Origin of the sequence: Paenibacillus sp. FSL K6-1122 (assembly GCF_037977015.1) — a bacterium.
In the GTDB taxonomy this organism is placed as follows: domain Bacteria; phylum Bacillota; class Bacilli; order Paenibacillales; family Paenibacillaceae; genus Paenibacillus; species Paenibacillus amylolyticus.
In genome coordinates this window covers 4648660-4660795 of the sequence record NZ_CP150272.1, presented here as the reverse complement: position 1 = coordinate 4660795, position 12136 = coordinate 4648660, and the positions used below count along the sequence as shown (strand labels likewise).

12 protein-coding genes are annotated in these 12136 nt (G+C 46.3%); all 12 read left to right on the top strand.

Going from position 1 to position 12136, the window contains the following annotated elements:
- The first annotated feature begins 7 nt into the window (after nucleotides 1–7).
- On the top strand, nucleotides 8–241 hold the full coding sequence (locus NSQ20_RS20960; RefSeq protein ID WP_017687595.1) for a DUF2273 domain-containing protein: 234 nt from the start codon (nucleotides 8–10) through the stop codon (nucleotides 239–241).
- Between the two features lie 222 nt (nucleotides 242–463).
- Entirely contained in the window at nucleotides 464–916 is a 453-nt protein-coding gene (gene nusB, locus NSQ20_RS20955) for a transcription antitermination factor NusB (RefSeq protein ID WP_017687596.1), read from the top strand.
- Between the two features lie 117 nt (nucleotides 917–1033).
- Nucleotides 1034–1891, top strand: a complete 858-nt coding sequence (gene folD / locus NSQ20_RS20950; protein ID WP_340030811.1) for a bifunctional methylenetetrahydrofolate dehydrogenase/methenyltetrahydrofolate cyclohydrolase FolD — start codon at nucleotides 1034–1036, stop codon at nucleotides 1889–1891.
- Between the two features lie 10 nt (nucleotides 1892–1901).
- Nucleotides 1902–3266, top strand: coding sequence for an exodeoxyribonuclease VII large subunit (gene xseA, locus NSQ20_RS20945; protein WP_076327959.1), 1365 nt, complete (start codon nucleotides 1902–1904; stop codon nucleotides 3264–3266).
- Complete coding sequence (gene xseB, locus NSQ20_RS20940; RefSeq protein ID WP_017687599.1) at nucleotides 3256–3513, top strand: exodeoxyribonuclease VII small subunit; 258 nt, start codon at nucleotides 3256–3258, stop codon at nucleotides 3511–3513. Before xseA ends, xseB begins: the two co-directional genes overlap by 11 nt.
- A complete protein-coding gene (locus NSQ20_RS20935; protein ID WP_083669823.1) occupies nucleotides 3488–4411 on the top strand; it encodes a polyprenyl synthetase family protein in 924 nt (307 codons plus the stop codon). The genes xseB and NSQ20_RS20935 overlap by 26 nt, the downstream gene beginning before the upstream one ends.
- A gap of 283 nt (nucleotides 4412–4694) precedes the next feature.
- On the top strand, nucleotides 4695–6602 hold the full coding sequence (gene dxs / locus NSQ20_RS20930) for a 1-deoxy-D-xylulose-5-phosphate synthase (RefSeq protein WP_036614362.1): 1908 nt from the start codon (nucleotides 4695–4697) through the stop codon (nucleotides 6600–6602).
- 22 nt (nucleotides 6603–6624) lie between these two features.
- Entirely contained in the window at nucleotides 6625–7470 is an 846-nt protein-coding gene (locus NSQ20_RS20925) for a TlyA family RNA methyltransferase (protein ID WP_036614359.1), read from the top strand.
- Nucleotides 7471–7554: 84 nt separating this feature from the next.
- On the top strand, nucleotides 7555–8040 hold the full coding sequence (locus tag NSQ20_RS20920; protein ID WP_036614357.1) for a hypothetical protein: 486 nt from the start codon (nucleotides 7555–7557) through the stop codon (nucleotides 8038–8040).
- An 84-nt stretch (nucleotides 8041–8124) separates the two neighbouring features.
- Nucleotides 8125–8574 carry a transcriptional regulator ArgR gene (argR, locus tag NSQ20_RS20915; protein WP_017687604.1) on the top strand — a complete coding sequence of 150 codons (450 nt, stop codon included), beginning with the start codon at nucleotides 8125–8127 and terminating at the stop codon, nucleotides 8572–8574.
- Between the two features lie 277 nt (nucleotides 8575–8851).
- Nucleotides 8852–10570, top strand: coding sequence for a DNA repair protein RecN (recN, locus tag NSQ20_RS20910; RefSeq protein WP_338706492.1), 1719 nt, complete (start codon nucleotides 8852–8854; stop codon nucleotides 10568–10570).
- Nucleotides 10571–10690: 120 nt separating this feature from the next.
- The gene (gene spoIVB / locus NSQ20_RS20905; protein WP_036614352.1) at nucleotides 10691–12019 is read left to right on the top strand and encodes a SpoIVB peptidase; all 1329 of its coding nucleotides are present in this window, start codon (nucleotides 10691–10693) and stop codon (nucleotides 12017–12019) included.
- Nucleotides 12020–12136 lie beyond the last annotated feature (117 nt).

The window sequence follows — 12136 nt, the reverse complement described above, 5'->3', positions numbered from 1 at the left end:
TTCACTGATGCTGTGGAAAGAGATTTGGGATAGTCACAGAGGCCGAATTACCGGAATTATCGGCGGCATCTTTTTTGGATTTCTTTATGTATGGATCGGTTTTTGGGATATGTTGTTCTTTGCACTCTTGGTGTTCATCGGTTATACGTTAGGCAGACGAAGCGATTCGAAGCTGGGTTCGTCCATTCCCTGGAGGGAGTGGGGACAATGGCTGGGCGATCGCTGGCGTCCGTTTAAGTGACCTACCTGAACCCTGCAATATGTTTCTTCCGAAAATAGAACTGTAGTTTAGGTTGCCCGTTTTTTGGAGGAAACGTATTGCAGGTTTTTTTGTGAAAAGGGATAACAATAACAATACTGTGTAAGCCATTGTTCTAACCGATACAGGATTTGATGAGATGGATGCATGGATTATAAAATAAGCATGATGACGCTCCAGACGGAGCGCTGCAGGAGGCAGGACATGAAAAGACGTTTGGCAAGGGAAATTGCAGTACAAAGTCTGTATCAGATGGAAATGAATGAGGTAGGTGCAGCAGAAGCTGTGAACATGTTGATCAATGAAGCTGCTGAAGATAATGAAACCGAAGTGGTTATCCGTGATGCAGATGTAATGCGTACTTATGTTACTGAGATCGTACAAGGAGCTTGGAACAATAAGGAAGCCATTGACGGGCTGCTTGTGGATTATTTGAAAGGTTGGCAGATCAGCCGTCTATCACGTGTAGATCGCCAGATTCTACGACTGTCAACGTATGAAATGGTGTTTCGTGATGACATTCCGGCAAAGGTATCGGTCAATGAAGCGATTGAACTGTCCAAATATTTTGGTACAGAAGAATCCGGCAAGTTCGTCAATGGTGTACTTGGACGCATGATTCAGGAAGTTGACGCGATTAAAGCAAAATTATCTTAAGTTATGATTAATTATAGTGTGTGTTCAAAAAGACCGGTTTTCAGTATCCTTCGTAATCAAAAGCGGGCTTTTTGAACAACCTCTAAATTTATATTCACATAAGGGAGAGAGAGTACAATGACAGCATCTATTATTAACGGTAAAGAAGTATCCCAAGAGATCCGCGCAAGCATGACAACAGAAGTAAAACAGCTTAGCGAACAGGGGGTAGTACCTGGTCTGGCTGTTGTGCTCGTCGGGGAAGATCCGGCATCCCAAGTATATGTGCGTAATAAAGAAAAAGCATGTCACGACCTCGGTTTCTACTCCGAAGTGCATCGCTTGGATGCAGATACGTCCCAAGAAGATTTGCTTGCGCTGGTGGACAAGCTGAACAATCAACAATCCATTAACGGAATTTTGGTTCAACTTCCACTACCTAAACACATCGAAGAGAAAGCGGTTATTAATGCGATTGCCGTGGATAAAGACGTAGACGGATTCCATCCAGTCAATGTTGGTAATCTCGTAATTGGAGACGATAGTCTGCTTCCATGTACCCCAGCGGGTGTAATTGAACTGATCAAACGTACTGGACTGGAAATGTCCGGTAAACATGCAGTGGTTATCGGAAGAAGCAACATCGTTGGCAAACCGGTATCGCTGTTGCTCCAACGTGAGAATGCGACGGTAACCATGTGTCATTCCCGTACAGCCAACATGAAAGAAATTACACGTCAGGCGGACATTTTAGTTGTAGCCATCGGCCGTGCTAATTTTGTGGATGCTGATTTTGTGAAACCAGGTGCTGTTGTTATCGATGTCGGCATGAACCGTTTGGATAATGGCAAACTGGCAGGAGACGTTGATTTCGAGAGTGTGAAAGAAGTTTCTGGTCCAATTACACCCGTTCCTGGCGGTGTTGGTCCGATGACAATCACAATGCTGATGCAAAATACATTGATCGCTGCCAAGCGCGCTCACGGATTGGCCTAGGGTTTTGTCTGTGGCAGATCAAAAGATCTACTCCATCAAAGACCTGAACCGATACATCCGGATGAAACTGGAATCGGATCAGGTCCTGTCGGACGTCTGGCTGCGCGGGGAGATTTCGAATTTCACACATCACTCCAGCGGCCATATGTATTTTACATTGAAGGACAAGGACAGCCGGATCAAGTCAATTATGTTTGCGTCCCATAACCAGCGATTACCCTTTGTACCGAAGGAGGGTGCAAGGGTTATTGCCCGTGGTAATGTCTCGGTGTATGAACGGGATGGGCAGTATCAATTCTATGCTACCCATATGCAGCCGGACGGAATTGGAAGTCTGTATCTGGCTTACGAACAGCTGAAGAAAAAGCTTGAGGATGAAGGGTTATTTTCACCTTCTCGAAAAAGACAGATCCCTCGTTATCCACAGACCATCGGGGTTGTAACTTCACCGACAGGAGCGGCGGTGCGAGACATTATGATCACACTCCAGCGCAGATACCCTTCTGCCAAAGTTGTTTTATATCCTGTTCTGGTTCAAGGGAAGGGTGCAGCACCTTCCATTGTCAAAGCGATTGGCAACCTGAACCGGATGGGAGAAGCCGATGTACTTATCGTTGGACGCGGAGGCGGTTCACTGGAGGAGTTGTGGGCCTTTAACGAGGAGATTGTGGCAAGAGCAATAGTTGCTTCGGATATTCCTGTCATTTCTGCGGTTGGGCACGAAACGGACTTCACTATTGCTGATTTTGCAGCCGATTTGCGTGCGGCTACACCTACAGCAGCTGCTGAATTAGCTGTACCTAATAGAGCTGAGTTGCTTGATCAGATCGGACAACGTCAGCGCCAGTTACAGCACAGCTTACGTCAGCGTGCTGTACATAAACGTGAACGGCTCGCAAGATTACAGCGTTCGCCAGTGCTGGTGCATCCAAGACGTACCTTGATGCAGCACACGGAACGACTGGATATGATGCACCAACGTCTTTTGAGAACAGTCGATACACGTATGAAATGGACAGGAGAGAAGCAGGAGCGTCTGCGGGCAGCACTGCAACGATTCAATCCTCGTGAGCAGGTCAATGTAGCACGCCGTGAGAATGCGGCAGCACGCAGACAACTGGAACTTGCGATCAGGTCTATAGCCAGATCGAAGCAGCAACAGTGGAAATCATCTGTGCGGCATCTGGATGCGCTTAGCCCACTCAAAGTCATGTCACGGGGATACAGCCTTGTCTATGACGAGCAGGAACAGCGATTGATCAAGTCAACGAAAGATGTACAGCCTGGAGATTCAATTAAGATTAAATTAACAGACGGACAGCTGGACTGTCAGGTTTGGGGAATGAAGGAGGACGACAATACCCATGGCGAATGAACCGGAATTGAATTTTGAAGAGGCAATGGCGGCATTGGAAGACATCGTAGGTCAGCTGGAACATGGTGATGTTCCGTTGGAACAGGCCATCGATCTGTTTCAACGCGGGATGAAACTTTCGCAACTTTGCGGTCTTAAGCTGGAACAAGTGGAACGCAAGATCGAGATGATCGTAGAAGAAGATGGAGAGCTTCGCAAGAAGCCTTTCGGAACTGCTGACGATGAGAGCGGTGAAGTCCATGAGTAATCGTCCTTCGTTTCAAGTGTACCTCGAAGAGGTCACAGCTGCGGTGACAGAAGCGTTGAAACACACGCTTCCCGATCACTGGGATGTACCCCAATCGTTGACGGATGCGATGCAGTACTCACTCATGGCCGGAGGCAAACGCCTTCGTCCTCTTCTGGTCGTTGCTGCGGCGGAAGCCTTCGGTGCACAGCGTACAGCTGCAATGCCGGTAGCCTGCGCCGTGGAGATGGTTCATACGTATTCACTGATCCACGACGACCTGCCTGCTATGGATAATGATGATTACCGCAGGGGAAAATTAACGAATCATAAGGTATATGGTGAGGCAACAGCCATATTGGCAGGCGATGCGCTGTTAACCCATGCTTTTTATAGCATTGTTCAAGCTGGACGCCGTAGCGGTGTAGCGGCAGATGCGTTGCTGTCCATCGTAGAGGACATGTCCGAACTTGCTGGAGCAAGAGGTATGGTCGGCGGCCAAGTCGCGGATATGGAAGGCGAGCAAGGCATGACCGATCTTTCACAGCTCCAATATATCCATTTGCACAAAACGGGTGATCTGATTGTTTTCTCACTCATTGCTGGAGCACGAATTGGTGGAGCAACGGAAGGACAATTGGAAGCCTTACGTGTGTTTGGCCGTGATCTGGGGCTGGCATTTCAGATTCAGGATGATATTCTCGACCTGACGGGTGACGAGCAGAAGATGGGCAAGAAAACACAGAGCGATGTGAATCAACAGAAGGTAACATATCCTTATTTTATTGGCATGGAGGCTTCTGTAGATGAAGTGAAATCCCTTACCCAATCTGCAAAAGACGCACTTGAAAGAGCCGAGTTACCTGATGCATCCAGATTGTTGGAAATTGCAGATTACCTGATGAGTCGTGACCATTAGATTCTGACGGAGCGGTCTGTTTCAAAATCTATGTAACCGTGTAATGAATGTAATGTTCTTTTTCCGAGTGGATGGAAAAAGTCTGTCCCGAGTGGATGCGTGAATACATATGGAGAAGAATTTTAAATAACTTGCTGGCGAGAATGCTCGTTATCGGGAGTATAGTGCAGTAAATTATGATTCTTGTTCTTTTATGTTATAATGATTTAATGTCATTTGATTCATAATGTATATATCGATTTACAACAATAACTAAACAATCTAGGAAAGCGGGGAGATTCTCGTGCTGCTTCCACAAATTAAACAACCCAGTGATCTAAAGTCGATGTCTCAGGATGATCTTGCCCTTTTGTCGGCAGAGATCCGGCAGTTTCTGATTGAGAAACTGTCTGTTACAGGTGGGCATCTCGCACCCAACTTAGGCGTGGTTGAGCTCACGGTAGCCCTGCATTACTGTTATAACAGTCCAGCAGACAAAATGATTTTTGATGTAGGGCATCAGGCTTATGTGCATAAAGTCCTGACAGGACGTATGGATCGCTTTGATACATTGCGTCAACATAACGGTCTGTGCGGGTTTGTCAAACGCAACGAAAGTGAACATGATGTATGGGAAGCTGGACACAGCAGTACTTCATTGTCCGCTGCGATGGGGATGGCCCTTGCACGTGATCTGAAAGGTGAGGACAACCAAGTCATCGCGATGATTGGTGATGGAGCGCTTACAGGTGGTATGGCTTTTGAGGCTCTCAATCATATTGGTCATGAGCAGAGAAAACTGATGGTTATTCTGAATGATAATGAAATGTCCATTGCTCCAAACGTTGGGGCCATGCATAAATATTTGAGCAAGATTCGTTCGGATCGTCATTATCTGAAAGCAAAAGATGATGTCGAGGGGATGCTTAAAAAAATTCCAGCTATTGGGGACCGTTTGGCCAAATCGGCAAGCTGGATCAAAGATAGTGTCAAATATATGATGGTACCAGGTGTTCTTTTCGAAGAACTGGGCTTCACGTATTTGGGACCGATTGATGGGCACGATATTCCCAAATTGATCGAAACCTTCAAACAGGCAGATAACGTTGATGGTCCTGTACTCGTTCACGTGCTCACGACCAAAGGCAAAGGTTATCAGCCAGCAGAAGCCGATTCGCACAAGTGGCACGGGATTTCTCCGTACAAAATTGAATCCGGTCAAGTGCTGAAGGCAGTCGGAAAACCGATGTACACGGAAGTGTTTGGTCAAACGTTAATTGATCTTGCGAAGCAGGATAAGCGGGTCGTAGCGGTAACGCCAGCAATGCCTACAGGATCAGGTCTTATTCCGTTCAGTAAGGAATTTCCCGATCGCATGATTGACGTAGGTATTGCAGAACAGCACGCGGCGACCATGTGTGCTGCACTGGCTATGGAAGGTTTGAAGCCGGTCTTTGCCGTGTATTCTACGTTTATGCAACGTGCTTATGATCAGATTGTACATGATATTTGCCGTCATAACGCCAACGTGATGTTTGCTATTGACCGTGCGGGGTTTGTTGGTCCGGATGGGGAAACACATCAAGGGGTATACGATGTGGCATTTATGCGCCATATTCCAAATATCGTTCTGATGATGCCAAAAGACGAAAATGAATTGCGTCATATGATGAAAACGGCGCTTGATTATAATGAAGGTCCAATTGCTTACCGTTATCCACGAAACAATGTGGTCGGTGTACCTTTGGATGATGTACTTGTTCCGATTCCAATCGGATCATGGGAGCAACTGCGTCCATCCGAGGGATATGCTGTCATCGCTTCAGGTTCGATGGTGCAGCTTGCAGAAGAAGCAGCAGAGATGGTGAAGCGGGAAGGTATCACAGCAGGCGTAATCAACGCTCGCTTCCTGAAACCTCTTGACGAGCAAATGTTGCGTGATTTAGCTGTTCGAGGCACCAAATTGATTGTACTTGAAGAAACATCTCAAGCAGGTAGCATGGGTAGTGCAGTTCTGGAGTTTTATGCAGAGCAGGGACTGCATGATGTTCATGTACAATTGATGGGGATTCCGGATCGCTTCATCGAGCATGGCAGTATTAAGGAACAACGTGAGGAAGTGGGTCTTACCGTTGAAAATGTATGTGCTGAACTGCGCAAGATGGCTGTTCAATCATCTTACGGCATACCCAAAACACGTTTTCCTTCGTAAATTTACATGATAGGAGACAGACATGTCACTCCCGAAAGAACGAATTGATGTTCTGCTGGTTGAGCAGGGCTATTATGAAAGTCGTGAGAAGGCAAAAGCTGCAATCATGGCTGGACTGGTATATGCCAATAATGAGCCGATCGAAAAGGCGGGCATGAAAATTCCAAGGGAAGCCGAGCTGAAAGTTAAAGGCTCGGTACATCCCTACGTCGGCAGAGGCGGATTGAAGCTCGAAAAAGCGATCCGTCATTTCGACCTTGATATGAATGGACTTGTCATGCTCGACATTGGTTCATCCACCGGTGGATTTACGGATTGTGCACTTCAGCATGGCGCATCTCACGTCTACGCTATTGATGTGGGCTATAATCAGCTCGACTGGTCTTTGCGTAATGATGAGCGAGTTACTGTTATGGAACGAACTAATTTCCGCTATGTGACTCCTGAAGATCTGACGGGACCCGTGCCGAACTTTGCGAGCATTGATGTGTCGTTCATTTCACTGCGAATCATATTGCCGCCACTTCTGGCTCTTTTGAAACAACCTGCAGATATCGTTGCATTGATTAAACCTCAATTTGAGGCAGGGCGTGAAAAAGTAGGCAAGTCCGGTGTGGTACGTGATACGAAGGTACACAAGGATGTATTGCAGACAATGCTTCATTTCTCCAGTCAACTTGGTTTACATCTGCAGAGTTTAACTTTTTCACCGATAACCGGTGGAGAAGGTAATATAGAATTTCTCGCACATTGGCGTCTGGAAGCACCAGAGGCAACACAACCAGAGATCGATCCAGCTTCACTTGACGCACTTGCGGAGCAAGTTGCAAAGGAAGCAGCTCATACATTTACGGGAAACTCATCATAAGATGGGTTTCTTTTCGCTGGAAAGGTGATTGACGTAAAGGGAAATCATTACTGAACCTCGAATATGTCTTCGAGGTGAGCGATAATGGATGGTCAATATGACACAATCTTTATAGGTGTACTTGCTGTCTGTTTGATCTTGTGGCTGTTCTTTGGCTTGCGTAATTGGGTGAACCGACCGACGCCGGTAAGCTTGTCTGGAATGCAACTGAACGTGAAGATTCAAGATTCCCCGGCCTTGGATTTGCTTGAAGCACAGGGCTACGAAGTTATCGGTGGCAAAATGAAAGTCCCTCTGGCTTTTGAGGCCAATGAATCCGTTTATTACAGCAGATTATTCATTGATTATGTTGCAGAACGTGAGGATCTCAGATACCTCGTGAAAACGTCTCGTCGCAGACAGCCAATCGATATGACCGGCCCTGCGCTAAGGGATCGCTTCCTCAATTATCTGTTGTTATATCCTGGCTGTGAAGGATTGCTGTATGTTGACGTGGAGGATTCCGATATTAAGTTAATCAGGCTCATGGACTATCAGGAAGATGTGTATGATGGGGATGATCTGGACTAATATAAAAGAATGAACATTGCAGGGCAAAGTCTGCGGCGAATTACAAATGCTGCTTTATTGCAATACATCTAACTGGAGGCATATATGAAAGGACAAAGGCACATCAAGATTCGTGAAATCATTAGTCAAAATGAAATTGAGACCCAGGATGATCTGGTTGAAGCACTGCGCAAATCAGGTTTTCAGGTGACTCAAGCGACGGTATCTCGGGATATCAAGGAACTTCTGTTAATCAAGATTCCGATGGATGACGGAAGATACAAGTACTCTTTACCGACAGATCAACGATATAATCCGATTCAAAAGTTGAAGCGTGCACTCGTTGACAACTTCTTGCACATTGATCACACAAACAATCTGGTTGTGATGAAATGTTTGCCCGGAACAGCCAACTCCATTGCAGCTTTGCTTGATAATATTGAGTGGAATGAAGTCATGGGCACGATCTGTGGAGATGACACCATTCTGATTATCTGCCGGACTGAAGGTAACAGTGTGACCGTTATTGAGCGAATCATGGGTTATATTGCTTAAAGTGCGTGTTCAAAAAGATTGGTTTTCAGTACCGAGAAGATGGGATGAAGCTAGAAATGGAGTAGCGGGGCGTAGGGAAACTACGTGAGCAACTGCAATGTTTCCGAAGGAAACATACTTCGTAAGCATCCCACTTATTTCGGCTGAATTCCATATTCGATGCTGATGATGCCACCAGGCATCCTTCGTAATCAAAAGCGGACTTTTTGAACAACCTCTTGAATCAATGGTTCAAAAACATAATATCTGAATTAGTCATCCGGAGGTGTTTTTGCAGATGTTAGTTACGTTATCGATTCGTAATCTGGCTGTGGTGGAAGAAGTGGACGTTGTATTCCATCCGGGATTCCATGTACTTTCAGGGGAAACGGGTGCAGGTAAGTCGATTATTATAGATGCACTTGGCTTAATTGCTGGTGGACGAAGTTCAGCTGATTTGATCCGGTACGGTTGTGATAAGGCAGAGATGGAAGCCTTGTTCGAGATGGAGCAGAGTCATCCGGTATGGCAGACATTAGAGAAGCTGGGTATCCATTGTGAGCCTGAAGAGCATCTGGTTATTCGACGTGAACTGAACACGCAGGGGAAAAGTACGTCCCGCATTAATGGGCAATTGGTCAATCTGACCATGCTACGGGAAGTAGGCGAGAAGCTGATCAATATTCATGGACAACATGAACATCAGAGTTTGCTACGCGCTGAGAGCCATCTGGGGCTTCTCGATACTTATGGCTCGGAAGTCATCGGACCGATCAAAGCGAAGTACCAGGAGCGCTACAGCAAGTTTATCACGGCGGAAAAAGAACTGCGTGCCCTTCAGGAGTCCAGTCAGCGGGCATATCAACTCTTGGACATGTATCGCTTTCAGCTTGAGGAGATCGCAGCAGCGAGCCTTACACAAGGCGAGGATGAATTACTCGGGGAAGAACGGGTCAAACTATCCCATAGTGAGAAAATGATGGACAGTGTTGCTGGTGCATATGATCTGCTCAGTGGTCAACGCGGACTTGAAGCTGTGAGCATTGCTCTCTCAAGAATTGAAGACATTTCTGGATATGATAGCAAAGGACTGCAACCAATCGTAGAACAGCTGCAATCTGCATTTTATCAATTGGAAGATGCGACATTTCAGTTAAGGGATTACCGGGAGAAGATTGAATTTAATCCGGCAAGGCTGGAAGAAGTGGAGCAAAGGCTGAATCTGATTTCTGGCCTCAGACGGAAATACGGGGACAGTGTTGAACTTATTCTGAGTTATTATGATCAGATTAGCCATGAAACAGACCAACTGGAGAACAAGGACGAACGGCTGGAGAAATTGCGAGCTGAACGTGACAAAATGCTTAACCTTGTGATGGAGTCTGCTGAAGAGCTCAGCAAGATTCGCAAACAATGCGCCGAGGAACTTGCTGCACAGGTGGAAAGCGAGCTCAAGGATCTGCAAATGGAGCGGACTACACTGCGTGTTCAGATTACTCCTTTCGAAGATCCAAAGGGGATTGAATGGAATGGACGTCGTATTCGTCTGAATCGTCATGGTGCGGACAATGCGGAATTCCTAATCTCACCGAACCCGGGCGAGCCATTAAGACCACTTGGCAAGATTGCTTCAGGTGGTGAGTTATCGAGAATGATGCTGGCGATGAAGAGTATCTTTGCGCGACATGACCGGATACCTGTGTTGATTTTTGATGAAGTTGATACCGGAGTTAGCGGTAGAGCAGCTCAATCCATTGCGGAAAAACTGTTCCGCTTGTCTTCGACTTGTCAGGTTTTCTCAATAACGCACTTACCACAAGTGGCTTGTATGGCAGATCATCAGTATCTCATTGAGAAACATGTCTACGATGGACGGACAATGACGCAGGTGGAATCGCTGTCAGACGAAGGCAGAGTGAAGGAATTGGCACGTATGTTGGGCGGCGTGGAAATTACAGAAAAAACACTGCATCACGCACAGGAAATGCTGAATTTGGCGGAAGCCAAAAAAGGGTGAAACGGACGGCTGGCGTAATGATTGACAGTAATAAAAGCCTGGGGGCGAGGTTATCTTATAGGTACGCAATTGGCGACCACCTTTCGTCAAGCGAAAGAAGCAAAGGGAGTGTGACAGCCATTGAATTCCCCCCTCAGGAAGAAATTGCTAGGTCTTTTATTTGCCTTCTTTCTTTGTGTGATTAGCCAGGCCATTCAGCCTGTGCAAAGTTATGCTTCACTGCCGGATGAATTGCAGGTGTTTGCTGGCAGGCAAGCGGATGTCCGGCTCGCTGTACCTGCTGCTTCAAGCGCCGTTGTAGATCGTCCTGATATCGTTGGTTTGGATGATCAGGCAGCGATGCATGTTACCAGGCAACAACCTTTGCATCTTCACCCTCAACAGACGGGACATGCCAAATTAACGTTGAAGTTGTGGGGTAAAATTCCGGTCAAAACAGTTCATGTGAATGTGATACCGGATTTGCGTGTTGTACCCGGGGGACAAACGATTGGCGTCAAGGTTAAATCGGCAGGCATTCTGGTGGTTGGACATCATCTGGTCCGTTCCGGTCAGGATGAGCGTGTATCGCCCGGAGAAACAGCGGGCATTAAGCTCGGAGATCTGATTACGCATATGGATGGAAAACGTCTGGATGGCGTAGCAGGTGTCTCTGAAGCCGTTGAACTTGCAGGGAAAAGTAAAAAAGGTATTGATGTTGTGTTAAAACGGGGCAAGGAAACGGTGAAGACACGATTAACTCCGGCGTATGACTCCGAGGATCAAGCGTGGAGGCTTGGATTGTACATTCGTGATTCTGCAGCCGGTGTTGGCACACTTACCTTCTATGCACCCGATCAGGGCGTATATGGCGCACTGGGCCATGTCATTACAGATATGAACACACAGACATCTATTGTTGTGGGTAGTGGTCAGATCGTTCAATCCAATGTGACGTCCATTTCTAAAAGTGAGACCGGTGATCCGGGTGAAAAACGTGCTCATTTCCTCAAGGAAAGCAAAATTTTGGGCAATATTGAACGTAATACGGCTTTTGGTATCTTTGGTAAAATGTCCGGAAATCCTGAGCACAGTCTGTATTCGAAAGGCATTCCCGTCGCTTTTTCTCATGAAGTAAAGGAAGGACCGGCCGAAATACTTACCGTGGTTGACGGTCAACAAGTTGAACGCTTCTCCATTGACATTGTTCATGTGGCAGATCAAACTGAACCAGCAACAAAAGGTCTGGTACTTCGAATTACGGACCCGAAACTGCTGGATAAGACCGGAGGTATCGTTCAAGGGATGAGTGGCAGCCCCATTGTACAAAATGGTAAATTGATCGGTGCGGTTACTCATGTATTCGTGAATGATCCAAAATCGGGTTACGGTTGCTTCATTGAATGGATGTTACAAGATGCTGGCGTTATGATGAAAAAGGAAAACGATAAGAACCTCAAGGCTGGCTAAACAGCCCTGAGGTTCTTTTTTGTCGAAAGCAAACATAATATATCGGATAATGAAATAAATTATTTATTATATAGGATCAAGAAAAAAAAATAAAGAAAAATAATTTTCGACAGGAGG